The sequence below is a fragment of the Streptomyces sp. NPDC028419 genome (genome assembly GCF_055565515.1).
Window position 1 is genome coordinate 27438 of record NZ_JBVHUE010000006.1, and the last position, 23801, is coordinate 51238.

General features: G+C 73.4%; 19 protein-coding genes and 1 pseudogene. 6 read left to right on the forward strand and 14 right to left on the reverse strand.

The annotated features are described in order from the left end of the window. Positions 1–21: 21 nt before the first annotated feature. Entirely contained in the window at positions 22–801 is a 780-nt protein-coding gene (locus tag ACZ4UB_RS09130; RefSeq protein WP_468069284.1) for a sulfite exporter TauE/SafE family protein, read from the forward strand. Here the strand turns inward: ACZ4UB_RS09130 and ACZ4UB_RS09135 are convergent. The 4 genes from ACZ4UB_RS09135 to ACZ4UB_RS09150 all read right to left on the reverse strand — a co-directional run bounded on the left by ACZ4UB_RS09135 (position 798) and on the right by ACZ4UB_RS09150 (position 4537). Further along, positions 798–1583, reverse strand: a complete 786-nt coding sequence (locus tag ACZ4UB_RS09135; protein ID WP_468069285.1) for a class F sortase — start codon at positions 1581–1583, stop codon at positions 798–800. The two genes, ACZ4UB_RS09130 and ACZ4UB_RS09135, sit on opposite strands and share 4 nt — an antisense overlap. A 161-nt stretch (positions 1584–1744) precedes the next feature. Then, a complete protein-coding gene (locus ACZ4UB_RS09140) occupies positions 1745–2287 on the reverse strand; it encodes a hypothetical protein (RefSeq protein WP_468069286.1) in 543 nt (180 codons plus the stop codon). 106 nt (positions 2288–2393) lie between these two features. Continuing rightward, on the reverse strand, positions 2394–3836 hold the full coding sequence (locus ACZ4UB_RS09145) for an ATP-binding protein (RefSeq protein ID WP_468069287.1): 1443 nt from the start codon (positions 3834–3836) through the stop codon (positions 2394–2396). Next, positions 3833–4537: a hypothetical protein gene (locus tag ACZ4UB_RS09150; protein WP_468069289.1), complete on the reverse strand. Its 705-nt coding sequence runs from the start codon at positions 4535–4537 to the stop codon at positions 3833–3835. The genes ACZ4UB_RS09145 and ACZ4UB_RS09150 overlap by 4 nt, the downstream gene beginning before the upstream one ends. A gap of 168 nt (positions 4538–4705) precedes the next feature. Here ACZ4UB_RS09150 and ACZ4UB_RS09155 point away from each other — a divergent pair, with 168 nt between their 5' ends. After that, positions 4706–5179: a gamma-glutamylcyclotransferase family protein gene (locus tag ACZ4UB_RS09155; protein ID WP_468069291.1), complete on the forward strand. Its 474-nt coding sequence runs from the start codon at positions 4706–4708 to the stop codon at positions 5177–5179. A gap of 13 nt (positions 5180–5192) precedes the next feature. Here ACZ4UB_RS09155 and dnaG read toward each other — a convergent pair whose 3' ends face one another. From dnaG to ACZ4UB_RS09175, 4 genes and pseudogenes are all read right to left on the reverse strand, one after another. Continuing rightward, positions 5193–7124 (reverse strand): DNA primase, encoded by a 1932-nt coding sequence (gene dnaG, locus ACZ4UB_RS09160; RefSeq protein WP_354380152.1) that lies wholly within the window; start codon positions 7122–7124, stop codon positions 5193–5195. Between the two features lie 77 nt (positions 7125–7201). Further along, positions 7202–8482: an NAD(P)/FAD-dependent oxidoreductase gene (locus ACZ4UB_RS09165; protein ID WP_468069292.1), complete on the reverse strand. Its 1281-nt coding sequence runs from the start codon at positions 8480–8482 to the stop codon at positions 7202–7204. 93 nt (positions 8483–8575) lie between these two features. Beyond that, positions 8576–9901 carry a deoxyguanosinetriphosphate triphosphohydrolase gene (locus ACZ4UB_RS09170; protein ID WP_468069294.1) on the reverse strand — a complete coding sequence of 442 codons (1326 nt, stop codon included), beginning with the start codon at positions 9899–9901 and terminating at the stop codon, positions 8576–8578. 77 nt (positions 9902–9978) lie between these two features. Further along, positions 9979–10889 (reverse strand): annotated as a pseudogene (locus tag ACZ4UB_RS09175) (sirohydrochlorin chelatase). A gap of 347 nt (positions 10890–11236) precedes the next feature. Between ACZ4UB_RS09175 and ACZ4UB_RS09180 the strand changes: the two are divergent. From ACZ4UB_RS09180 to ACZ4UB_RS09190, 3 genes are all read left to right on the forward strand, one after another. Then, on the forward strand, positions 11237–11851 hold the full coding sequence (locus ACZ4UB_RS09180) for a SanA/YdcF family protein (RefSeq protein WP_468069653.1): 615 nt from the start codon (positions 11237–11239) through the stop codon (positions 11849–11851). Positions 11852–11914: 63 nt separating this feature from the next. Beyond that, a complete protein-coding gene (locus tag ACZ4UB_RS09185; RefSeq protein ID WP_354380330.1) occupies positions 11915–12679 on the forward strand; it encodes a glucose 1-dehydrogenase in 765 nt (254 codons plus the stop codon). A 103-nt stretch (positions 12680–12782) separates the two neighbouring features. After that, positions 12783–15002, forward strand: a complete 2220-nt coding sequence (locus ACZ4UB_RS09190) for a molybdopterin oxidoreductase family protein (protein ID WP_468069295.1) — start codon at positions 12783–12785, stop codon at positions 15000–15002. Positions 15003–15008: 6 nt separating this feature from the next. On the opposite strand, the gene ACZ4UB_RS09195 is transcribed toward ACZ4UB_RS09190, so the two are convergent. Further along, positions 15009–16064: a nucleotidyl transferase AbiEii/AbiGii toxin family protein gene (locus ACZ4UB_RS09195; protein WP_468069296.1), complete on the reverse strand. Its 1056-nt coding sequence runs from the start codon at positions 16062–16064 to the stop codon at positions 15009–15011. Next, entirely contained in the window at positions 16061–16702 is a 642-nt protein-coding gene (locus tag ACZ4UB_RS09200; RefSeq protein ID WP_468069297.1) for a hypothetical protein, read from the reverse strand. Before ACZ4UB_RS09200 ends, ACZ4UB_RS09195 begins: the two co-directional genes overlap by 4 nt. Positions 16703–16855: 153 nt before the next feature. On the opposite strand from ACZ4UB_RS09200, the gene ACZ4UB_RS09205 reads away from it, so the two are divergent. Beyond that, positions 16856–17938, forward strand: a complete 1083-nt coding sequence (locus tag ACZ4UB_RS09205; RefSeq protein ID WP_468069299.1) for an RNA polymerase sigma factor — start codon at positions 16856–16858, stop codon at positions 17936–17938. A gap of 86 nt (positions 17939–18024) precedes the next feature. On the opposite strand, the gene ACZ4UB_RS09210 is transcribed toward ACZ4UB_RS09205, so the two are convergent. From ACZ4UB_RS09210 to ACZ4UB_RS09225, 4 genes are all read right to left on the reverse strand, one after another. Next, a complete protein-coding gene (locus tag ACZ4UB_RS09210; RefSeq protein ID WP_468069302.1) occupies positions 18025–19956 on the reverse strand; it encodes an ABC transporter ATP-binding protein in 1932 nt (643 codons plus the stop codon). Next, complete coding sequence (locus tag ACZ4UB_RS09215; protein ID WP_468069303.1) at positions 19953–21686, reverse strand: ABC transporter ATP-binding protein; 1734 nt, start codon at positions 21684–21686, stop codon at positions 19953–19955. The genes ACZ4UB_RS09210 and ACZ4UB_RS09215 overlap by 4 nt, the downstream gene beginning before the upstream one ends. A 130-nt stretch (positions 21687–21816) precedes the next feature. Next, positions 21817–23289 (reverse strand): FGGY family carbohydrate kinase, encoded by a 1473-nt coding sequence (locus ACZ4UB_RS09220; protein WP_468069304.1) that lies wholly within the window; start codon positions 23287–23289, stop codon positions 21817–21819. A 99-nt stretch (positions 23290–23388) separates the two neighbouring features. Continuing rightward, positions 23389–23688: a YtxH domain-containing protein gene (locus ACZ4UB_RS09225; RefSeq protein ID WP_404005542.1), complete on the reverse strand. Its 300-nt coding sequence runs from the start codon at positions 23686–23688 to the stop codon at positions 23389–23391. Between the last annotated feature and the right edge of the window lie 113 nt (positions 23689–23801).

The following is a 23801-nucleotide window of genomic DNA, read 5'->3' on the forward strand; positions in this document are numbered from 1 at the left end:
CAAGATCCATAGGGTCGGGCCGTGCCTGACATATCAACGACCATGATCATCGTGCTGTGCGCCGCAGCGGCCGCCGCGGGCTGGATCGACGCGGTGGTGGGCGGCGGCGGACTGCTGCTCCTGCCCGCCCTGATGCTCGGCCTGCCGTCCCAGGTGCCGCTGACGCACGCCCTCGGCACCAACAAGGCGGTGGCCATCGTCGGCACCACGGGCGCGGCGGTGACGTACGCCCGCAAGGCCCCCGTCGACGTGCGCATCGCGACCCGGATCGGGCTGGCCGCGATGGCCGGCGCCGCGGGCGGGGCCGTGCTGGCGGGGGTGTTCAGTAAGGACACGATGCGCCCCGTGATCATGGTGGTGCTGCTGCTGGTCGCCGCGTTCGTGATCTTCCGCCCCGGCTTCGGCTCCGCCCCGGCCACCGGCCCCGTCAGTCGGCGCCGCGTCGTCGCCGCGATCGGCCTGGCCGGGCTCGGCATCGGCTTCTACGACGGCCTGATCGGCCCCGGCACCGGCACCTTCCTCGTCCTCGCCCTGACCGCCCTGCTCCACCTCGACCTGGTCACGGCCTCCGCGACCGCGAAGATCGTGAACGTCGGCACCAATGCCGGCGCGCTCGCCGTCTTCGCCTCCAAGGGCGAGGTGATGTGGCAGCTGGCCGCGCTGATGGCCGTCTTCAACCTGATCGGCGGGATGGCGGGCGCCCGGATGGCGCTGAAGAAGGGCAGCGGCTTCGTGCGGGTCGTCCTGCTGACGGTGGTGTCCGCGCTGGTCGTCAAGCTCGGCCTGGAGCAGTGGGGCTAATCGGGGTCCTCGGTGCCAGAGGGGCCGGAGTGGCTGGATGGTTCGGAGGCCGCGGTGCGCGGCTGCTCGCGGACGTCCGTGAGGTGGGCGAACACCACCACGTTGCCCTGGTAGCCGGTGCGCGGCGAGAAGCGGCCGCCGCAGGTGATCACACGCAGTTCGGCGCGTGGCGAGGGCCCGTAGACGAGCCGGTCGGGGAAGGCCCCGGCGTCGTACACCTCCACCGCGTGGACGGTGAACACGGCCGTGCGCCCGTCCTCACGGGTCACCTCGATCAGGGCCCCGCGGCGCAGCGCGCCCAGCCGGTAGAAGACCGCCGGGCCGGTGGCGGTGTCGACGTGCCCGGCGATGACCGCGGTGCCGACGGCGCCGGGGGTGGTGCCGTCCCGGTACCACCCGGCCAGGTCGCGGCGTGCGGGCGGCGGGGCCGCCAGGCTGCCGTCGGCCTCCAGGTCGAGGCCCGTCAGCGGGGCGTCCACCCGGATGGCGGGAATCCGGATCCGCCGGGGCGGGGAGCCGGGGAGCGGGGCGGCGGCCCGTACGCGGGGCGTGGTGGCGAGGGCGTCCGCCGGGGACGGTCGGGGCGGATGGACCGGCTCCGCGGAGCCGCTGGTGACCAACCAGATGCCGACGCAGGCGGTGAGCGCGACGAGCCCGGCGCGACCGGCGCCCGTACCGGCGCCGCGGGCCGCCAGGAGGCGGTGGTGCGGGGCGGGGCCGGGACGGTGGTGTGGACGGTGCGGGCCGTGGTGGTGGTCGCGGTCGTGGCCGGAGGTGCGCATGCGTGCCCCCTTGGTGCGGGTGCTTGCCGGTGGCGCGGGTGGTGCGGTGCTCGCGGTGGAAGAGGCCGTCGCCCGACCCCGCGAACGGGGGGGACCTCGCGGGGCGGGCGACGGCGGGGCGGTACCGGTCGGACCGCGGCCGGGGCCGCGGTGGGCGTCCGTCAGTTCCGCGTGCCGCTCGCCCGGCGACGCAGGAACCAGGTACCGCCGACGGCGGTCACGGCCAGTACGGCCGCTCCCGCCGCGATCTTGGTGGGGTCGGCGGTCGTCGTCGTGCCGCCGCCCACCCCCGTCCGGACGTGCCCCTGCGGGCCGCGCTCGGTGACGACCAGGTCACCGGTGGCGAACTTGCCGTCCGCGCAGGTGGCGCCGATCTCGTAGGTGCCGGGCGAGGTGTCGCGGGAGACCTGGAACTGCCCGACGACCATCTCCGCGCGGGTGCCCGGGGTCAGCTTGAACCGGCCGCCGCCCACCGTGGACGCGTCCCCCTCGGCGTGGCTGGCGCGCCCGCAGGCGGAGGTGTTCACGGTGACCGTGGTGCCGGCGACGGCAGACTTGGGCCAGACCTCCAGCGGGGCGAAGTCCCCGGGTGCGAAGCTCCCCACGCCGAAGTCCGCGGCGGCCACCGCTCCCGCGACCGGACCGGCGAAGGCGACGGCGGTCAGTGCGGTGGCGGTGAGCACGTGGGCGGTGCGTCGGCGCACGGGTCCTCCTGGGAAACGGGGTCGTGTTCCGAGGTAAGCCCGGGTGCGCGTGGAGCGCCTCCTGATGGAATGTCAGATTCCGCTGCGGCTCGGGCGTGTCCCGCCATCACGGCACGTCAGGACCGCTCCGCGGCCATCCGGGTGCCCCCGCCCCGTCCGGGTGACGAGGCGACGCGTCGCCGCCGCCGGGAGCCGGCGCGGGCGGGAGCGTGAGCAGGGCGTGCGCGCCCCCGTCGGCCGGATTGGACAGTTCCACCCGGGCTCCGATCACCTGGGCCTGCCCGAAGGCGATGGTCAGCCCGAGGCCGGTGCCCTGCCCCCGCTCGACCGTGCCGGTCAGGAACCGCTGCGGCCCCTCGCGCAGCAGCTGCTCCGGGTAGCCCTTGCCGTGGTCCCGCACCGCGACCGTGGTCCCGCGGACGGTGACCTCGACCGCGCCGCCGCCGTGCTTGCGGGCGTTGACGAGGAGGTTGCCGAGGATCCGCTCCAGCCGCCGCACGTCCGTCCGTACGTACGCGCTCGCGCCCGACCGGACCACCGTGTCCGGGCGCGGTCGCTGGTGCGGCCCCGGAGGCGGATCCGGGAGTTCCGCCGTGAACCGGATGTCCGCGGCGACCCCCGACCGCTCCGTGATCGCGGCGACCAGCGGGCCCAGCCGGTGCACGTCCAGGGCCGCCTCCTCCCGGTTCGAGTCCAGCCGCGCCACCTCCAGCAGGTCCTCCGTGAGGCTGCGCAGCGCGGCCACCCGGTCGCGCACCAGCTCGGTCGGCCGGCCCTCCGGCAGCAGCTCGGCCGCCGTGTGCAGCCCGGTCAGCGGGGTGCGCAGCTCGTGCGCGACGTCGGCCGTGAAGCGCTGCTCGGCCTCCAGCCGGGACTGGAGGCTGGCCGCCATCATGTCCACGGCCGAGGACAGGTCGGCCACCTCGTCGCGGGCTCCCGGCACGCCCGGGGACCCGATCCGGGCGTCCAGATCGCCGTCGGTGATCCGGCGGGCGGTCTCGGCGGCCGTCCGCAGCCCCTTGCTGAGCCGGCTGGCCAGCAGGGCTCCGGCAACGGCCGCCAGGGTGACGACCGCCAGTCCGTACGCCACGAGCTGCTGGTCCAGATCAGCCAGCTCGCCCTGCTCCGCCGCCAGCGACTGGTGGACCGACAGGGTGTGCTTGCCGTCGATCGGGCGCGCGGCCCACACCGTGGGGTGGTCGCCGGACATGTCGATGTAGGTGCTGCGCCGCCCGCTGAGGGCCAGGTCGCGCAGCGGGGGCGGCAGGCCCGGGGCGTCGACCTCGCCGGCGGCCGCGCCCGTCTTGTCGGTATCGAGCCGGCCGGTCAGCTCGTAGAACTGGCGGACCCGGAAGAGCTCCACGGTCGCGCCCGTGCGGGCGGCGGCCGACACCTGGTGGACGCGGGCCCGGTGGATGAAGACGCCGATCGTGACCGCGACCAGGGAGCAGCCGACGGCGAGGAGCATGGCGATCTTCCAGCGCAGGCCGAGGGAGCGCAGCCGGTGGCCACGGCGGAGCGGGAGGCGGCCCCCGGGCGGCGTCGTCACCGGCCCGCCGCCCAGTCGCTGCCCGGGCCGGCGCCGGGGCCGGTATCGGGAGCCGTACCGGAACCGGGTTTGTGGTAGCGCTTCTCCTCGCTGGAGACCGTCATCCGCGTGCCGTCCCAGCGGAAGCGGGCGGCCTGCTCGATGCCCTCGTCGGGGGTCGTCCGTACGAGCAGGTCGGCTCCCATCGCCTCGACCTCCATGCGCAGGCCGGTGGTGTAGAGGACGGACACGACCTGGCCGTCGACCACCGTGTACACGCTGAGCACCGAGCGGCCGCTCTCCGTGTCGGCGGCGGCGATCAGTTCGAGGCCGCCGCTCGCGGTCAGGTCCTTGTAGACGGGCGGCCGGACCCCGGCCCGGCCGGGTGCGCTGATCGCCCCCTGGCGGGTGTACGGCCGCATCATCGGGTCGGCGCGCAGGATCTCCATGTACGACATGGCCCCGAGCCCGCCCGCGGGCACCGCGGGAGCGCCCTTGAGCGGCTGCGGCGGCGGCACCCGGGTGCCGACCTCGACGCCGGGGGCCTGATCGGTGTGTTCGGTCCAGGCGGGCCAGATCGGATCCGGCCGGGGCTGGGGGGACATGGGCGGCGCGGGTTCCCCCGGCGAGAGTCCGCCGGGCGCGGCGCAGCCGCCGGCGGCGAGCGCGCAGGCGCACAGCAGGGCGGCGGTGAGGCGGCGGGACAAGCGGGGTCGGCTCATGGGGGAGGGAGGGTGCCGTCGGGGTGAGGGGCGTGCGTACGGTGGACCGGGCGCGCGGCGCGGGGCCACCCGTCCGGGGTGTCCGTCCGGGTGGCCGGTCGGACGGTCCGGCCGGGCGCGCGGTCCGTCGCACCCGGTCCGTACCGTTCTATCCGAGGGGCGTCACGCATGGCATCGGTCAATCGGCCAGGAGAACAGTCGCCGGTCGAAGAGGAGGAGTTGCCCTTCTTCGTCTACGGCACGCTGCGCCCCGGCGAGGTCAACCACGACGCCTTCCTGCGCGGACGCACCCGTTCCGAGGAGCAGGCCCGGCTTCCGGACGCGCTGCTCTACGACGGTCCCGGCTATCCCTACGCCGTCCAGTGCGCGGGCGCGCAGACGCTCGGGGAGCTGGTCGCCGCGGCGCCGGGGCAGTACGCGCGGCTGCTGGCGGAGTTGGACCGGCTGGAGGAGTACCACGGGCCGGCCAGCCCGCTGAACCTCTACGAGCGGGTCCGGCGCACCACCCTGCGCCCCGACGGCACCACGGCCGCGGCCTGGGTCTACCTGGCCGCTCCGCAGCTGGCGGACGCACTGGCCCGGGCCGGCACCCCGATCCCGGGCGGCGACTGGCTGCGCCGCATGGGGCCCGCCGCGCCCTAGAGGCCCTCGGGTCCTAGAGGCCCTCGGCGCCGCGGTTGCGCAGGCGCTGTCCGTACTGCTGGAGCACCCACAGCTCTTCCTGGACGGCCGCGAGCTGCTCCGCGGGAGCGTTCGGGCCCAGCCGGGACAGGGTGCCCTGGATGTCGTGGACCCGGCGGTCGACCGCGCGCAGCCGGACCTGGACCAGCTGGACCCCGGCGTAGATCTCGTCCACCGTCTTGGCGTGGATGGCCTCCACGGCCAGTTCGGTGACCATCGCGCGGACGGTGTCGTTGGGGGCGGCGTCGCGGACCCGGGCGAGGTAGTCGTCGGTGCCCAGGGAGGCGCCGCCCGCGTCCTGGATCGCCTGGCGGACCGCCGCGTACGGCGGCGCGGTGAACTCGTCGGGGCCGTAGGCGTCGAAGGCGGGGGAGACCAGGGCCGGGCGCTGCAGGGCCAGCTTGAGCAGCTCCCGCTCGGTGCGGTGGGCCGGGCTGCGCAGGTTCAGCGCGGGACCCGGGGTGTGCCCGGCCGCTTCCGGGGCGCCCTGGTCGTGCGCGGACCGGGTACGGGCGCCCTGCTGCTGACCGGGGCCCTGGCCCTGGCCCTGCCCGGGGCGGCCGCCGCGTTCGCGGGCCCAGCGGGCGACCTGGGAGACCCGCTTGACGACGAACTGCTCGTCGCGGATGCCCAGCATGCCGGCGAGCTGGACCGCCGACTCGTGCTGGATCGCGATGTTCTTGATGGCCGCGACCACCGGGGCCGCCTCGTCGAGCGCGGCCGCGCGGCCCGCCGGGTTCTCCAGATTGTGCCGGGCCACCATCTGCCGCAGCGCGAACTCGAAGAGGGGGGTGCGGGAGGAGACGAGCGCGGCCACGGCGGCGTCGCCCTCGGCGAGCCGCAGGTCGCAGGGGTCCATACCGCCGGGCGTGATCGCGATGGAGGTCTCGGCGGCGAACTTCTGGTCGTCCTCGAAGGCCCGCAGCGCCGCCTTCTGCCCGGCCGCGTCACCGTCGAAGGTGAAGATCACCTCGGCGGTCGCGTTGTCCATCAGCAGCCGGCGCAGGATCTTGATGTGGTCCCCGCCGAAGGCCGTGCCACAGGTCGCGATCGCGGTGGTGACGCCGGCCATGTGGCAGGCCATGACGTCGGTGTAGCCCTCGACGACGACCGCGCTGGAGGTCTTCGCGATCTCCTTCTTGGCCAGGTCGATGCCGTAGAGGACCTGGGACTTCTTGTAGATCGGGGTCTCGGGCGTGTTGAGGTACTTGGGCCCGTTGTCGTCGTCGCGCAGCTTGCGCGCGCCGAAGCCGACCACCTCGCCGGTGATGTCGCGGATGGGCCACATGAGGCGCCCGCGGAAGCGGTCGATGGGCTTGCCGCTGCGGCTGTCCTGGGACAGGCCGGAAAGGATCAGCTCCTTGTCGGTGAAGCCCTTGCCGCGCAGGAACCGGGTGAGGTGGTCCCACCCGGCCGGGCTGTAGCCCACGCCGAAGTGCGCGGCCGCGGCCTGGTCGAAGCCGCGGGAGGCCAGGAACTTCCGGCCGATCTCGGCTTCGGGGCCGTCCAGCTGGTCGACGTAGAACTGGGCGGCGGCCTTGTTCGCCTCGACCAGCCGGATGCGCTCGCCGCGCCCGCTCTGACCGGGGGTGTAGCCGCCCTCCTCGTACCGCAGGGTGATTCCGGCGGTGCCCGCCAGCCGCTCGACCGCCTCCGAGAAGGAGAGGTGGTCGATCTTCATGATGAAGTCGAGGGTGTCCCCGCCCGCCTGGCAGCCGAAGCAGTGGTAGAGCCCCTTGCTCGGGCTGACCTGGAAGGAGGGGGACTTCTCGTCGTGGAAGGGGCAGAGGCCCTTGAGGTTGCCGCCGCCCGCATTGCGGAGCTGGAGGTACTCGGACACGACGGCGTCGATCGGGACCGCGTCCCGGACCGCCTTCACATCGTCGTCGTTGATCCTGCCTGCCACGCGTGAAGTCTACGGCCGGGCTCGGACAATCCCACCCGCCGCCCCTCCCCTCCCCTTCCCGCCCTCGCGCCGCCGGGCTACCCGGCCCGCTCCGAGGACGTGACCAGCGAGGACAGCGCGACGCTCGGGTCCGCCAGCGCGTCGCGGTCCACCTCCACCCCGGCGCGGATCAGCGCCTGGATGGGCTCGGTGACATCCCACACGTTCACGTTCATGCCGGCCAGCACCCGGCCCTCGGACAACCAGAAGGCGATGAACTCCCGCTTGGCCACGTCCCCGCGGATCACCACCTGGTCGTAGGCGCCGGGCGGGGCGTACCCCGAGTACTCCAGCCCCACGTCGTACTGGTCGGAGAAGAAGTACGGCACCCGGTCGTACGAGACCTCCTGGCCCAGCATGGCCCGGGCCGCGGCCGGTCCGCCGTTGAGCGCGTTCGCCCAGTGCTCGACCCGCAGCCGGGTCCCCATCAGCGGGTGGTGGGCGGCGGCCACGTCACCGGCGGCGAAGACGTCCGGGTCCGAGGTCCGCAGCGAGGCGTCCACCGCGATGCCGCCCCCGTGCTCCCGGTCGACCAGGGCGAGCCCGGAGGTCTCGGCGAGCGCCGTGCGCGGCGCGGCGCCGATCGCGGCGAGCACCGCGTGCGCCGGGTGCTCCTCGCCGTCGTCGGTGTGGGCGGCGAGCACCATGCCGTCGCGGCCGCTGATCTCGGTGAGGCGGCCGCCGAAGTGGAAGCGGACGCCGTGCGCGGCGTGCAGGTCGGCGAAGACCCGGCCCAGCTCCGGGCCGAGCACCCCGTGCAGGGGAGTCGCCTCCGGTTCCACGATGGTGACCTCGGCGCCGTAGCCGCGGGCGGCGGCCGCGACCTCCAGGCCGATCCAGCCCGCCCCGGCGATCAGCAGGTGGCCGTTCTCCCGGCCCAGGGTGGCCAGCACCCCGCGCAGCCGCTCCGCGTGGGCGAGGCGGCGCAGGTGGTAGACCCCGGCGAGATCGGTGCCCGGGATGTCGAGGCGGCGCGGCTCGGAGCCGGTGGCCAGCAGCAGCCGGTCGTAGTGCACCACGGTGCCGTCGCCGAGGACGACCTTCTTGGCGTCGCGGTCCAGCTGGACCGCGGGCTGCCCGAGGTGGAGTTCGATGTCCGCACGCGCGTACCAGGTCGGCTCGTGCACGAAGACGCTCTCGCGCTCCTCCTTGCCCGCGAGGTACCCCTTCGACAGGGGTGGGCGTTCATAGGGGTGGTCACGCTCGTCGCCGATCAGGATGACCCGGCCGGTGAACCCCTCCGACCTCAGCGTCTCGGCCGCTTTCGCTCCGGCCAGCCCTCCGCCGACGATGACAAACGTCCGGTGTGCGTCGACCACCTGATGCCTCCTCATAACCTCTCCGCCACATGCGACCACATGCGAGCGTCCCGCACCGAGCCTGCCGCGTGAAGGGGGAGTGGCCCGATCGGCTCACCTTCCGGCGCGTCGCGGGCGCAGCGCGATGCGGGAGTGCAAGGAGCGGGCCGCGGCGTCCGTGAGGCAGGCGATCTGGTCGATGACCGCGCGTTTGCGGGCCTTGTCGTCCGGCGCGGCGTCGAAGATCGCCCGGAACTGGGGGTCCAGTCCCTCGGGGGCGCGGGCGCTGAGCGCCTCCGCGAGTTCGGCCAGGACGATGCGCTGGTCGGCCCGCAGGCGCTCCTGTTCGTCGCGCTGCATCACGTACAGGTCGGCGACCGCCTTCAGGACGGCGCACTCGTTGCGCGCCTCGCGGGGGACCACCAGTTCGGCGGCGTACCGGGTGAGCCGGCCGGTGCCGTAGGCGGCGCGGGTGGCGCCTTCCGCGGCCAGGCAGAAGCGGCCGATCAGCTGGCTCGTGGCGTCCTTGAGACGGGCCTGGGCGACCGCGGAGCCGTCGTAGCCGTGCGGCCACCACTCCTGCTCCATCAAACGGTCCAGCGCCGCGCGCAGTTCCCCGGGATCGGTGTCCGCCGGGACGTAGCGCCCGATGGCGACCCGCCAGATCTCGTCCCGTTCGGGCTCGGCGAACAGCATGTTGGGGTCGAGGTGGCCCGCGTGCAGCCCGTCCTCGAAGTCGTGGACGGAGTACGCCACGTCGTCCGCCCAGTCCATCACCTGGGCCTCGAAGCACTTGCGGTCGGCGGGCGCGCCGCGCCGCAGCCACTCGAAGACCGGCAGGTCGTCCTCGTAGGCGCCGAACTTCACCGAGCCGGGGTCGGTGGGGTGGTCACCGCGGGCCCACGGGTACTTGGTGGCGGCGTCGAGACAGGCCCGGGTGAGGTTCAGGCCGACGCTGACCAGCTCGCCCGTGTCCGGATGCGGGGCGAACCGCTTGGGCTCCAGCCGGGTCAGCAGGCGCAGGGACTGCGCGTTGCCCTCGAAGCCGCCGCAGTCCTTGGCGAACTCGTTGAGCGCTTCCTCGCCGTTGTGCCCGAAGGGCGGGTGGCCCATGTCGTGCGAGAGGCAGGCGGCTTCGACGAGGTCGGGGTCGCAGCCCAGCGCCCAGCCGAGCTCCCGACCGACCTGGGCGCATTCCAGGGAGTGCGTGAGGCGGGTACGGGGGCTGGCGTCCCAGTCGTAGGAACGGGTGCCGGGGGTGACCACCTGGGTCTTCCCGGCGAGGCGGCGCAGCGCGGCGGAGTGCAGCACGCGGGCCCGGTCGCGCTGGAAGGCCGTACGGCCCGGGCGTTTGTCGGGCTCGGCGGCCCAGCGCTCGACCGCGGCCGGATCGTACGAGACGGGTGAGGGGACGGGGGTGGTGCCTTCCATGCCTTCCATGCTCAGACGTTAACCGGAGACACCGACAATCGGAGCAATCCGAACGAAGGCGGTCCTGCGGCGGGCCCGCGCCGGTCCTACGCGGTGGCCAGTTCCCGCGGGTCCGTGTGGCCGGAGCGTTGGTCGATGGCGGTTCGCGCGCGGTCCGCGAGCCATCCGGCCAGGGCCTCGTCGTAGCGCCGCAGGACGAGCCGGGCGAGTGCCGGGTGGGCGCCCAGCGGGTCGGCGGCCGGGCCGGGGGCGACCACCGCGCACTGGGCGGCGAAACGGCCCGGCGCGGTGAAGTACGAGGCCACGGCGGCCCGGTGGTGGCCGCGGGCGGCGAGGGCGCGCAGCGCCTCGGGCACGCGCGGCGCGGCGGCGGAGGCGTAGGCGGCGACGACGGGGACCCCGCCGAGGCGTTCGGAGAGCAGCGCGGCGGCGGCGCGGGTGTCGGCGGCCGAGTCCGGGTCGCGGGATCCGGCGGCGGCCAGGACGGCGGCGGTGCCCGGGGTCCAGCCCGCTTCGAGCAGCCGGTCGCGCAGCACCTCGACGAGCAGCGGGTGCGGACCGAGCGGGGCGGCGACGCGCACGTGCAGGTGGGGGGCGCGGGCGGCGGCCGCCGGCAGGTCGTGCTTGACGTGGTGGCCGCGGCCGAGGAGCAGCGGTACGAGCACCGCCGCGCCGGGGTCGAGGGCGTCGAGCACGGTGTCCAGCAGGGGTTCGTTCAGCTCGATGTGGCCGAGCCGGACCCGTAGCCGCGGGCGGAGGTCGCGGACGCGGTCGAGCAGGGCCGAGACGGTGTGCAGGGCGCGGGGGTCGCGGCTGCCGTGGGCCACGGCGACGAGGGTGGGCTGCATGTGTGGGTCCATGTGTGGGCTCCGTGGGGCCGGGCCCGCGGCGGTCGCACGCTGCGGAGCTGGGTGCCGAGCTGGGCCGTGATCCGGGTCAGCAGATCCGTGGTGGAGGCGGGGGGAAACGATTCGGGAGGGTGCGCGGGCTCCGTCATGGACCGATCCTGACGGGTGCAGGTTGCCGGGTCGTTGCGTGGGAGTGACGGACGTTTTCCAGGTGCTCACCCGCTCATTCGTACGAGTGAAAGGCGCGGTGGGCGGAACTGGGGCGCCCGTCCGGTTCGTCAACTTGTGCGAATGGTGTGGATCGTGGGGAGCGGGCCGCAGGGAGCGGACCGCGAGGAGAGGGCACGGGGGATCGGTCATGGGGTTCAAGTCGAGGTTCACGTCGAGGTTCAGTTCGGGTTCGGGCTCGGATTCGGATGCGGGGTCTGGTTCGGGGTCTGGTTCGGGGTCGGGATGGGGCACGGTGCGGACGCGGCGCAGGGTGGTTCAGGGGGTGATGCTCGGGTGCGTGCTGGCGCTGCTGCCTTCGGCGTGGACGCACGCGGCGGCGGGGGATCGGCTGCGCACGACGGCGAATGCGCCCGCCGCCGAGGTGGCCGTGGTCTTCGGGGCGGGCCTGTGGGACGGGCAGCCGACCCCCTATCTGGCGAACCGGCTGGACGCGGCCGCCGCGCTGTACCGGGCGGGCCGGGTCAAGGTGGTGCTGGTGACGGGGGACAACAGCCGCAGCGACTATGACGAGCCGGACGCGATGCGCGCCTACCTGACGCGGCACGGGGTGCCGGACGGGCGGATCGTCAGCGATTTCGCCGGCTTCGACACCTGGGACTCCTGCGTGCGGACCCGGGAGATCTTCGGGGTGCACCGGGCCGTGTTGATCAGTCAGGGCTTCCACATACGCCGGGCGGTGGCGCTCTGCGAGTCGGCGGGCGTCGAGTCCTACGGGGTGGGGGTCGACCAGGCGCACGACGCGACCTGGTACTACGGCGGCATCCGCGAGGTGTTCGCCTCCGGCAAGGCGGCGGTGGACGCCGTGTTCAAGCCGCAGCCGCACTTCCTGGGGCCCAAGGAGGAAGGGGTGTCGCGGGCCCTGACCGCTCTGGCAGACTGACGCCGCTCGGCAGGTATGTCGATTAGTCATATCCCTATCTGTAAGAGGTGTGGAACCGTGGCTGTGGTGGATCTGAGCGGCAAGGTCGTCGTCATCACCGGTGGGGCCCGCGGGCTGGGCGCCGCGGCGGCGCAGGCCGTCGTGGACGGCGGCGGCCGGGTGGTGATCACCGATGTGCTGGAGGCGGAGGGAGCCGCCACCGCGGAGAAGCTGGGCGACGCGGCGCGCTTCCTGCGGCACGACGTGACCAGTGAGAGCGACTGGCGGGCCGCTCTGGACCACGCGCTCACCGAGTTCGGCCGGATCGACGGGCTCGTCAACAACGCGGGGATATCCACCGGCCAGTTCCTGGAACACGAGAGCGTCGAGCACTTCCGTCAGGTCGTCGAGATCAACCTGGTCGGCGTCTTCATCGGCATCAAGACCGCGATCCCGTTGCTCCGGGCCCAGGGCGGCGGCTCCATCGTCAACATCTCCTCGGCCGCCGGCCTCACCGGCCTCGCGCTCACCGCCGGGTACGGCGCTTCCAAGTGGGGGGTGCGCGGCCTCTCGAAGATCGGGGCGGTCGAGCTGGCCGAGGCGAGGATCCGGGTGAATTCCGTCCACCCCGGCATGACGCTCACCCCGATGACCGCCCCCGTCGGCATCGAAGCGGGCGAGGGCAACTACCCCGGCACCCCGATGGGCCGGGTCGGCGCCCCCGAGGAGATAGCCGCTGCCGTCGCCTTCCTGCTCTCCGACGCCGCGGGCTACATGACCGGAGCCGAGCTGGCCGTGGACGGCGGATGGACGGCCGGGCTCACCGTCCGCCACCTCACCGGGCAGTGATCGGGCCGCCTCACCGGGTGCTGCGGCGGGCGCTGAGGTCGACGTACCCGACGCGTAACCGGGAGCGGTGGCCCGTGTAACAGCCCGCCCGCAAGGTGGCCCCATGCACCCTCGGGACCCCGCCACCGCCCCCACCGGCAGCACCCCGGCCCCGGCCGGGGCCGCGGCCGGTGTCACCGCCACGCACTGTCCGTACTGCGCCCTGCAGTGCGGCATGAACCTCCGCCCCGGGCCGGGCGCGGAGGGCGAGGGCGCCACCGTGACGGTGGAGGAGCGGGCGGACTTCCCCGTCAACCGGGGCGCGCTGTGCGGCAAGGGCCGCACCGCCCCCGCCGTGCTCTCCTCCCGGGTGCGCCTGACCCAGCCGCTCATCCGCACCCATGCCGGGCAGCTGGAACCGGCCACCTGGGAGGAGGCCCTCGACGCCGTCGCCGAGGGCCTGGCCCGCACGAGCCGTACGCACGGGCCGGACGCGGTCGGCGTGTTCGGCGGCGGCGGGCTCACCAACGAGAAGGCCTACGCGCTCGGCAAGTTCGCCCGGGTCGCCCTGGGCACCTCGCAGATCGACTACAACGGCCGCTTCTGCATGTCCTCGGCCGCCGCCGCCCACCAGCGCGCCTTCGGCCTCGACCGGGGTCTTCCCTTCCCCCTGGAGGACATCCCGCGCACCGGCTGCGTGATCCTGGTCGGTTCCAACCTCGCCGAGACCATGCCGCCCGCCCTGCGCTACCTCACCGAGCTGAAGGAGAACGGCGGCACGCTGATCGTCATCGATCCGCGCCGCACCCGCACCGCCGAACAGGCCGACCTGCACCTCGCCCCGCGCCCCGGCACCGACCTCGCGCTCGCCCTCGGCCTGCTGCACCTGGTCGTCGCCGAAGGGCGCACCGACGACGCCTTCATCGCGGCCCGCACCACCGGCTGGTCCGAAGCCCGGGCCGGCGCCATGGCCCACTGGCCGGAGCTGGTGGAGCGCCTCACCGGGGTGCCGGTGCCCCGGCTGCGCGAGGCGGTCCGGATGTTCTGCGCACCGGACACCGCCATGGTGCTCACCGCGCGCGGCCCCGAGCAGCAGTCCAAGGGCACCGACACCGTCGGCGCGTGGATCAACCTCTGCCTGGCGACGGGCCGCGCGGGGCGCCCGTACTCCGGCTACGGCTGCCTCACCGGTCAGGGCAACGGCCAGGGCGGCCGGGAACACGGCCAGAAGGCCGACCAACTCCCCGGCTACCGCAAGCTCACCGATCCGGCCGCCCGCGCGCACGTCGCCGGGGTGTGGGGCGTGGACCCGGACAGCCTGCCCGGGCCCGGGCGCAGCGCGTACGAGCTCCTCGACGCGCTCGGCACGGACGTCCGAGCCCTGCTCCTCATGGGGTCGAACCCGGTGGTCTCCGCCCCGCGCGCCGCCCACGTAGAGGAACGCGTGCGCGCCCTGGACTTCCTGGCCGTCGCCGACGTGGTGCTGTCGGAGACGGCGGCCCTGGCGGACGTGGTCCTGCCGGTCACCCAGTGGGCCGAGGAGAGCGGCACCACCACGAACCTGGAGGGCCGCGTCCTGCTGCGCCGCCAGGCCCTCACCCCGCCACCGGGGGTCCGCAGCGACCTCCACGTCCTGCACGGACTCGCCGGCCGGCTCGGGGTGGAGAAGGGGTTCCCCACGGACCCCGAGGAGGTCTTCGAGGAGCTCCGCCGCGCCTCCTCCGGCGGCCCGGCGGACTACGCGGGCATCTCCTACGCCCGCATCGAGGCGGAACAGGGCGTCTTCTGGCCCTGCCCCGCCGCCCCGGAACCGGACGCCGCCGCCCCCGACACCGACACCGCCGCCCCCACCGCGCCGCATCCCGGGACGCCGCGGCTCTTCCTCGACCGCTTCGCCACGGACGACGGGCGGGCGCGGTTCGTCGCCGTCGCGCACCGGGACGCCGCCGAGGTGCCGGACGAGGAGTACCCGCTCCTGCTCACCACCGGGCGGGTGGTGGCCCAGTACCAGTCGGGCGCCCAGACCCGGCGGGTCGCCGAGCTGAACGCGGCCGCCCCCGGGCCCTTCGTCGAACTCCACCCGCGGCTCGCGGCCCGCGTCGGCGCGCGGGAGGGCCGTCCGCTGGCCGTGGTCTCCCGCCGCGGCCGGGTGGTCGCGCCGGCCCGCATCACCGACGCCATCCGCGCGGACACCGTCTTCATGCCCTTCCACTGGCCGGGCGAGGGCCGGGCCAACATCCTCACCAACCCCGCCCTGGACCCCGTCTCCCGGATGCCGGAATTCAAGGTCTGCGCGGTCCGCGTCGAAGCCCTCACCGACCCGCCGCCCCCGCATGCGGGTTGAGCCGCCCTAGGCCGTGCCGCCTTGGGTCGTGCCCCGCGCGAACATCGGTGCCAGGAGGGCGAGCAGGCGCCGGGCGTGCCCCTCAGCGGTGGCGTCGGGTCCGGCGGTGAGCGCGGGGTACTCCTTGCGGAACTCGTCCCAGTCCGCCCCGGCGAGGCCCGCGAAGGCCTCCGGGGTGACGGGCAGCAGGACGCCCCCGGGCCCCTCCCACTCCCCGGACCGGCGGAAGACGTCCTCCAGCAGCGCGTGCGGCAGGGAGCAGTGCTCGGCCAGCAGCGTCGCGTCGTAGAGGTCCTTGCCCTGCGGGTACAGGTCGCAGGCCAGCCACATCAGCTTCCAGGCCAGCGAGAGTTCCTTCGTGGCCCCGAGCAGCCGCACCCCGGCGACCCGTACCGGTTCGGGTACGACCGGCAGCGCCTCGTTGAAGACGAAGTCCAACTGGACCTGCCCGCCGGGCAGGCCGGCTGCGGACCAGGGCAGCACCAGGCGGCGGCCCGGGACGCGTTCGTAGGTCCAGATGTACTCCGAGACGGCGTCGGACGCCGCGAACACCGGCGCGCCGCCCGCTTCCCGCGCCGCCTCCTCGGCCGCCGCCGCGACGGCGTCGAGCATCCGGTCCGTCCGCTCCTCCTCGATCTCCCAGTCGGCCGGTACGACGACGAAGTCGAGGTCGTGCGGCTCCCGCGCGGCCGGGCCGAACCACTGCTTCATCAGCATGCTGCCGCGCAGGACGAGCGAGTCCGACCAGCCGCTGGCGCCGACGGCCCGCAGCGCGATGTCCATCGCGCCGCGCCGGGCCCGTTGCCAGGCCTCGTGCACCGCGGGGTCGGAGATCTCCGGGTCGAGCGGGCGGAACGCGCTGGCGAAGTGCTTGAGGGCGGGGTCGAAGCCCAGGCCGCTCCCGCTGGCGCTGCCACTGGCGCTCCCGCCGGCGCCGGTGTCGGAGCGGCCCGTCGCCAGGGTCCGGGGGTAGCTGTCCAGCCGGCGGTGCCGCTCCGACTCCGGCTCCGCCGGGTCGTCCGGCCCGCCGCGGATCGAGGGCTTCCACTCGGTACCGCTCATCGTGCGTCCCCTTCCTCGTGCCCCGGAGCCCGCGGGCTCCCCGGGACCTCCTCGATCCAACCGTCGTCCACCGACAGGTCGCTGTCGTACAGCACGAACTCCCGCTCCCGTGCGAGGACTTCGTACCCCGCCCCGACCAGTTCCGCGGCCAGCGCGGCGCAGGCCGCCGCAGCCGCCCGCCGCGATCCGCGCCACCGCTGGGTCACGAACCGCTCGTGGTGCTCCCCGCCGGCCAGCAACTGCCGCGCGTTCCACGACAGGTGGGCCCCGTGCGGGGCGACCAGCGCCTCCAGGGCCGGCCGGTCGAAGGCGGTCGGCAGGCGCAGCTTGAGGTGGTGCTCGAAGTACCCGCCCCCCGGACCCGGGAGGTCCGTGGTCCAGGGCACCGTCTCCACCTTCACCCGCACCGGGTCGAAGCCGGCCGCCCGCAGCTCGGGCAGCAGGGTCCGGTGGCCCGTGCGGTCGGGCAGGGTCAGCATCGGCTGCGACACCATCCGGCCCCGGGCCAGGACGATGTGGGTCACCTTCAACCGCCGCTCGCCGGACCAGGCTTCGAGGCGGGCCAGGGTCGTCGGATCCGGGCAGCGCACCGTCACGTGGGTCTCGTACGAGGACATGGTGTCGATCATCTCGGACATGCGTCCGATCCGCATCGGGGTTCTCGCCGGGGGGTAACCATCCGGTCACGCACCGGACTCAGAAAGTGTCCGCACGCCCCTCGTGGCAGCGATGTGTCGTACCCCACACTGAGTTGCGGTGCCTGAGTCCTCGGAGCCCTGGAGGTCGCCCCCGTGCAGACCCAGACCCTGTCCGTGACCGAACCCGCAGCGGCGCCGGAAGCCGCAGGCGCCGCGGAAGAGCCCGAGCCCGAGGTCGAGGCCGTGGACGAAGAGCCCGAGGCGCCGGAGCTGATCGAGCTGGTGCCGACGCAGCGCAGGCGCAACGACAGCAGCGCTGGAAGCGGGCCGTCCGCCGACCTGTTCCGGCAGTACCTGCGCGAGATAGGCAGGATCCAACTGCTCACGGCGGAGGAGGAGGTCGAACTCGCCCGGGCCGTGGAGGCGGGGCTGTTCGCCGAGGAGAAGCTGGGCACCGCGACCGGCCTCGACACCCGCCTCGTCCTGGACCTCGACAAACTGGTCGTCATGGGCCGGATGGCCAAGCGCCGCCTGATCGAGGCGAACCTCCGCCTGGTCGTCTCCGTCGCGAAGCGGTATGTGGGCCGCGGGCTCACCATGCTCGACCTCGTGCAGGAGGGGAACCTCGGGCTCATCCGGGCCGTTGAGAAGTTCGACTACGCCCGCGGGTACAAGTTCTCCACCTACGCCACCTGGTGGATCCGCCAAGCCATGTCCCGCGCGCTGGCCGACCAGGCCCGCACCATCCGCGTGCCCGTCCACGTGGTGGAGCTGATCAACCGGGTCGTCCGCGTGCAGCGCCGCATGCTGCAGGAGCGCGGGTACGAGCCCACGGCCGAAGAGGTCGCCGTCCACCTGGAGCTGACGCCCGAGCGGGTCCTGGAGGTGCTGCGGCTCGCCCAGGAGCCGGTCTCGCTGCACGCCCCCGTGGGCGAGGAGGACGACGTGGCCCTCGGCGACCTGATCGAGGACGGGGACGCCGCCTCGCCCGTGGAGTCCGCCGCGTTCTTCCTGCTGCGCGAGCACCTGGAGGCCGTGCTCTCCACCCTCGGCGAGCGCGAGCGGAAGGTGGTGCAGCTGCGGTACGGGCTCGCCGACGGCCGCCCCCGGACCCTGGAGGAGATCGGGCGGATCTTCGGCGTGACCCGCGAGCGGATCCGCCAGATCGAGTCCAAGACCCTCAACAAACTGCGCGACCACGCCTTCGCCGACCAGCTGCGCGGCTACCTGGACTGACACGGCGACGCCCGGGACGGCCGAAGGGGGCGCCCCGAAGGACGCCCCCTGGCCCACCTCACCCCGCGCCGGACCGGCGCGCCGGGTCAGTCGACCTCGGCCACCGCCTGCGCGAACTGCGCCGCGTACAGGCGCGCGTACGCGCCCTCCGCCGCCAGCAGTTCCTCGTGCGTGCCCTGTTCCACGATCGAGCCGTCCTCCATCACGAGGATCACGTCGGCGTCGCGGATCGTCGACAGCCGGTGCGCGATCACGAAGGACGTGCGACCGGCCGCCAGCCGGGCCATCGCCTTCTGGATCAGCACCTCCGTACGCGTGTCGACCGAGCTGGTCGCCTCGTCCAGCACCAGGATCACCGGATCCGACAGGAACGCCCGCGCGATCGTGATCAGCTGCTTCTCGCCCGCGCTGACGCCCGCGCCCTCGTCGTCCAGCACCGTGTCGTAGCCGTCGGGCAGGGTGCGGATGAAGCGGTCGGCGTGCGCGGCGCGCGCGGCCTCCTCGATCTCCGCGCGCGTCACCTCGCGCGCGGAGGAGGCGCCGTACGCGATGTTCTCGGCGATAGTGCCGCCGAAGAGCCAGGTGTCCTGGAGCACCATGCCGATGCCGGAGCGCAGCTGCTCGCGGCTCATCTTCGCGATGTCCACCCCGTCCAGGGCGATCCGGCCGCCCGTGACCTCGTAGAACCGCATCAGCAGGTTGACCAGCGTGGTCTTGCCCGCACCCGTCGGGCCGACGATCGCGACCGTGTGGCCGGGCTCGACGGACAGCGACAGGTTCTCGATGAGCGGCTTGTCCGGCTCGTAGCGGAAGGAGACCTTCTCCAGCGAGACCGCACCGCGGACCTCCTCGGCAAGGTCCTGGACCACCGTGTCGGCCTCCTGCTCCTCGGCGTCGAGCAGCTCGTAGACCCGCTCCGCCGAGGCCACGCCCGACTGCACCAGGTTCGCCATCGACGCGAGCTGCGTCAGCGGCATCGAGAACTGGCGCGAGTACTGGATGAAGGCCTGCACGTCACCGATCGACAGGGAGCCCGAGGCGACCCGGAGCCCGCCGACGACCGCGACCAGCACGTAGTTGATGTTCGAGACGAAGAACATCACGGGCTGCATGACCCCGCTGACGAACTGCGCCTTGAAGGAGGCCCGGTACAGCGCCTCGTTCTGCTCGGCGAAGGTGGCCGCGGACTCCTGCTGGCGCCCGAAGACCTTCACCAGCGTGTGCCCCGAGTACATCTCCTCGATGTGCGCGTTGAGCGTGCCGGTGACCTTCCACTGCGCCACGAACTGCGGCTGCGACTTCTTGCCGATCTTCGCCGCGATGAAGATCGCCATCGGCACCGTCACCAGCGCGACCAGCGCCAGCAGCGGTGATATCCAGAACATCATCGCCAGCACGCCGATGATGGTCAGCAGCGAGTTCAGCAGCTGCCCCATCGTCTGCTGGAGCGTCTGACCGATGTTGTCGATGTCGTTCGTGGCCCGGCTGAGCACCTCGCCGCGCTTCTGCCGGTCGAAGTACGCCAGCGGCAGGCGCGAGAGCTTGTCCTGCAGCTCCTCGCGCATCCGGTACAGCGTGCCGTTCATCACGCGGTTCGCCAGCCGGGTCGCGACCAGCATCAACAGGCCGGCCGCCGTGAAGGTGGCCAGCGCCCAGAGCGCGACCACGCCGACGCCGGTGAAGTCGATGCCCTGGCCCGGCGTGAAGTCCGTCCCGGACAGCATGTCGGCCATGCCGCCCTCACCCTTGGCGCGCAGCCCTTCCAGGGCCTGCTCCTTGGTGATGCCGCGCGGCATGTTCCGGCCCACCAGCCCGGCGAAGACCAGGTCGGTCGCCTTGCCGAGGATCTTCGGGCCGACCACCGAGCAGGCGACGCTGCCGATGACCGCGAAGACCATGCCCCACAGCGGGGCCCGGTCCTTCGTCAGCTGCTCCAGCAGCCGCTTGCCGGAATTCTTGAAGTCCAGGGACCGCGTCGTCGGCGGTCCCATCATCATCCGTCCACCGGGCCCGCTCATGCGGCCTCCGCCTCCGTCAGCTGGGAGAGCACGATCTCCCGGTAGGTCTCGTTGCCGGCCATCAGTTCGTGGTGGCGCCCCTCGCCCACCACCCGGCCCTCGTCCAGCACGATGATCCGGTCCGCGTCGCGGATCGTGGACACGCGCTGGGCGACGATGACGACGGTCGCGTCCTCGGTCTCGCGGGCGAGCGCCGCGCGCAGCGCCGCGTCCGTCGCGTAGTCCAGGGCCGAGAAGGAGTCGTCGAAGAGGTAGATCTCGGGGCGCTGCACCAGCGTGCGGGCGATCGCCAACCGCTGGCGCTGGCCGCCGGAGACGTTCGTTCCGCCCTGGGCGATGGGAGCCTCCAGGCCGCCCTCCAGCTCGGACACGAACCCCTTGGCCTGGGCCACTTCCAGGGCCTGCCACAGCTCCTCGTCGCTCGCCCCGGGGCGCCCGTAGCGCAGGTTGGAGGCGACGGTTCCGGAGAAGAGGTACGGCTTCTGCGGCACCATGCCGACCGTCTTGGCCAGCAGCGCCGGATCGAGGCGCCGCACGTCCTCGCCGTCGACCAGCACCTCGCCGCCCGTCACGTCGAACAGCCGCGGTACGAGCCCCAGCAGCGTGGACTTGCCGCTGCCCGTGGACCCGATGACCGCGGTCGTCTCGCCGGGCCGCGCCACGAGGTCCACCCCGCGCAGCACGGACGCCTCGGCGCCCGGGTAGCGGAAGTCGGCCCCGCGCAGCTCCAGCTGCCCGTGCCGGGCCAGCTCGCGCACCGGATCGGTGGGCGGCGTCACGCTGGTCTCGGTGTCCAGGACCTCCTGGACGCGCTCCGCGCAGACCTCGGCGCGCGGCACCATCATGAACATGAAGGTGGCCATCATCACGGACATGACGATCTGCATCAGGTAGGCGAGGAAGGCGGTCAGCTGACCGATCTCCATCCCGCCGCTGTCGATGCGCATCGCGCCGAACCAGATCACGGCGACGCTGGAGATGTTCACGACGAGGATGACCGTCGGGAACATCAGCGCGAGCAGCTTGCCCGACGCCAGGGAGACCGCGGTCAGGTCGGCGTTGGCCTGCCGGAAGCGGTCCTTCTCGTAGTCGTCGCGGACGAAGGCGCGGATCACCCGGTTGCCGGTGATCTGCTCGCGCAGCACCCGGTTCACCGTGTCCAGCCGCGTCTGCATGAGGCGGAAGAGCGGACGCGTCTTCCAGACGATCGCCCCGACCGCGATGCCGAGCACCGGCACGACCGCCGCCAGCACGCTCGACAGCTTCAGGTCCAGGGACAGGGCCATCCCGATGCCGCCGACGCACATGATCGGCGCCGAGACCATCAGGGTGAAGGACATCAGGACCAGCATCTGGATCTGCTGGACGTCATTGGTCGTACGGGTGATCAACGAGGGCGCACCGAAGTGGCCCAGCTCCCGTGCGGAGAAGCTCTGCACCCGGTCGAAGACCGCGCCGCGGATGTCACGGCCGACGGCGGCCGCGGTGCGGGCACCGAAGTACACCGCGCCGACGTTGCACACCAGCTGCACGAGCGACACACCGAGCATCAGTGCGCCGAAGGACAGGATGTAGCCGGTGTCACCGTTGACGACACCGTTGTCGATGATGTCCGCGTTGAGCGTGGGGAGGTACAGGCTGGCGCTGGTCTGCAGCAGCTGGAGCAGGACCAACAAGGCGATGGGTTTCCGGTACGGACCCAAATAGGTCCGCAGAAGTCGTATGAGCACGCGCAGGCTCCGGTCGGCAAGATCGAGGGGGTTCACCCCATCTTCGGCCAACCGGGGACGTGATCCCCACCCTTTTTCGCAAAGCCGGGTCAAAAGGAGTACGTCGGGAGCGCGAGCCCTACGCCGCCCCTCAGGCCTGGAAGGCTCCGGGGTGGATCTGCTCGCGCGTCGCGACGTACTGCTGGCGCACGGCCTGCCACACCGCGAGGTCCTCGCCCGGTTCGAAGACCTGCCCCGCGGGGGCGGGCCACACCGGCGGGGTGTGCGGGGCCAGCGTGCCCTGCGCCACACCGAGCGCCCACGCCGCCTGGCGCGCCGCACCCAGCGCCGCGTAGTCCGCGGGCTGCGGTACGACGACCTGCGTGCCGAACAGTCCCGGCGCGGCCGCCTGCACCGCGGGCAGCTCGGCCGCCGCGCCCAGCAGGAAGACCCGACGGATCTCCACGCCCCGCGTGCGCAGCACGTCGAGGGCGTCCACCAGCCCGCACAGCATGCCCTCGAAGGCCGCCCGCGCCAGGTGCTCCGGCTTCATCGAGTCGCGCCGCAGCCCCGACAGGGTCCCGGCGGCGTGCGGCAGGTTCGGGGTCCGCTCGCCCTCCAGGTACGGCAGGAGCACGAGCCCGTGCGCGCCCGGCGTCGACTTCAGGGCCAGCTCGGACAGCTCTTCCAGGTCGGTGCCCAGCATTTCGGCGGTGCCGCGCAGGGCCCGTACCGCGTTGGAGGTGTTCACCACCGGCAGGTGCATCCCGGCGGCGTCGGCGAGCGAGGTGATCAGGCCGTTCGGCTCCGACAGCGCCTCGTGGTGCACGGCCATCACGGAACCGGACGCGCCCAGGGAGACCACCGCGTCGCCCGGGCCGAGCCCGAGGCCGAGGGCGGCGGCCATGGTCTCGCCCGTACCGGCGGAGATCAGCAGCCCCTCCGGGGTGGTGCCCGCGGCGTCGGACGGACCGAGCACCTCGGGCAGCATCGCCCGGTGACCGAGCGCCAGCTCGACGAGGTCCGGTCGGTAGGAACCGGTGGCCGTCGACCACCAGCCGGTGCCGGAGGCGCCGCCGCGGTCGGTGGTGCGGCGCGCCGGGCGGCCCAGCAGCTGCCAGACGAGCCAGTCGTGCGGGGACATCAGGAGCGCCACGCGCCGCGCCGCCTCGGGCTCGGTGCGCGCCAGCCAGGCCAGTTTGGCGATCGGCTGCGCGGAGTGCGGGACGGATCCGACGGCTTCCGCCCAGACCCGGCGACCGCCGTGCCCCTCGACGGCGAGCGCCTCGATGAGGTCGGCGGCGGCGACCTGGCCGCGCTTGTCGTTGCCGACGAGGGCCGGACGTACGAGCGCCCCCTTGGTGTCCAGCGCGAGCAGCCCGTGCTGCTGCGCGGAGACGCCGATGGCCTGGACCCCTTCGAGCAGCCCGCCGCCCGCTGCTTCGCCCAGCGAGAGCAGCCAGGCCTGGGGGTCGGTCTCGTGGGGGTTCGCGCCGTCGGGTTCGGACCCGCCGTGCTGCGGATGGGGTGCGTACCCCTGGCGCAGCACGGCGCCCGTGTCGGTGTCGCAGACGACGATGCGAGTGAAGGTGGAAGAGCTGTCCAGCCCGGCGACTATCCCCATGGGTTGAATTCTGCCGCACCGCCGGACGGCCGTGTCCGCCGCGGTCCGGTGGGCCCGGCTCCGCTTCGGGCGCGGCCGTCGGCTGTCAGGTGCCGGCCGTCAGGTGTTGCTGGTGCCCCACTCGTCATCGGCGCCGGAGCCCCGGCCGCGCAGCCCCCGCACCCGGCCGACCAGCGCGTCGGGCACGGCGTCCCCGACCTTGTCGCTCACCGCGGCGAACGCCTTGCCCGCGAACTGCCGGCCGCTCTGCCCGGCGGTCTCGGCCGCGTTGCGCACGGCGGGGTTCTGGGCGAGCTCCCGCGCCGACTTCTTGAGCTGTTCGTAGCGCTCGCGCCCGGCCCGGGTGCCCAGCACGTAACCGAGGGCCAGTCCCGCGACGAACGTGACCTTGTACCGCATGTCTGCCGCCCTTCGAAGTGTCGGTGCCCGGCCCGCCCGGCCCTGCGCGATACCGATTGGCGGAGCACCCCCCTGCTTGCGCTAATCTATGTCTCGCAACGAACGAGCGCCCC

What these genes read in the sequence shown, in the direction of transcription:
- ACZ4UB_RS09170 (WP_468069294.1), bottom strand. Translation starts at nt 9,901, where the DNA reads ATGGAAGGCATGGAAGGCACCACCCCCGTCCCCTCACCCGTCTCGTAC.
- ACZ4UB_RS09190 (WP_468069295.1), top strand. Translation starts at nt 12,783, where the DNA reads ATGCACCCTCGGGACCCCGCCACCGCCCCCACCGGCAGCACCCCGGCC.
- ACZ4UB_RS09225 (WP_404005542.1), bottom strand. Translation starts at nt 23,688, where the DNA reads ATGCGGTACAAGGTCACGTTCGTCGCGGGACTGGCCCTCGGTTACGTG.
- ACZ4UB_RS09210 (WP_468069302.1), bottom strand. Translation starts at nt 19,956, where the DNA reads ATGAGCGGGCCCGGTGGACGGATGATGATGGGACCGCCGACGACGCGG.
- ACZ4UB_RS09220 (WP_468069304.1), bottom strand. Translation starts at nt 23,289, where the DNA reads ATGGGGATAGTCGCCGGGCTGGACAGCTCTTCCACCTTCACTCGCATC.
- ACZ4UB_RS09150 (WP_468069289.1), bottom strand. Translation starts at nt 4,537, where the DNA reads ATGAGCCGACCCCGCTTGTCCCGCCGCCTCACCGCCGCCCTGCTGTGC.
- ACZ4UB_RS09135 (WP_468069285.1), bottom strand. Translation starts at nt 1,583, where the DNA reads ATGCGCACCTCCGGCCACGACCGCGACCACCACCACGGCCCGCACCGT.
- ACZ4UB_RS09180 (WP_468069653.1), top strand. Translation starts at nt 11,237, where the DNA reads ATGCTCGGGTGCGTGCTGGCGCTGCTGCCTTCGGCGTGGACGCACGCG.
- ACZ4UB_RS09195 (WP_468069296.1), bottom strand. Translation starts at nt 16,064, where the DNA reads ATGAGCGGTACCGAGTGGAAGCCCTCGATCCGCGGCGGGCCGGACGAC.
- ACZ4UB_RS09200 (WP_468069297.1), bottom strand. Translation starts at nt 16,702, where the DNA reads ATGTCCGAGATGATCGACACCATGTCCTCGTACGAGACCCACGTGACG.
- ACZ4UB_RS09155 (WP_468069291.1), top strand. Translation starts at nt 4,706, where the DNA reads ATGGCATCGGTCAATCGGCCAGGAGAACAGTCGCCGGTCGAAGAGGAG.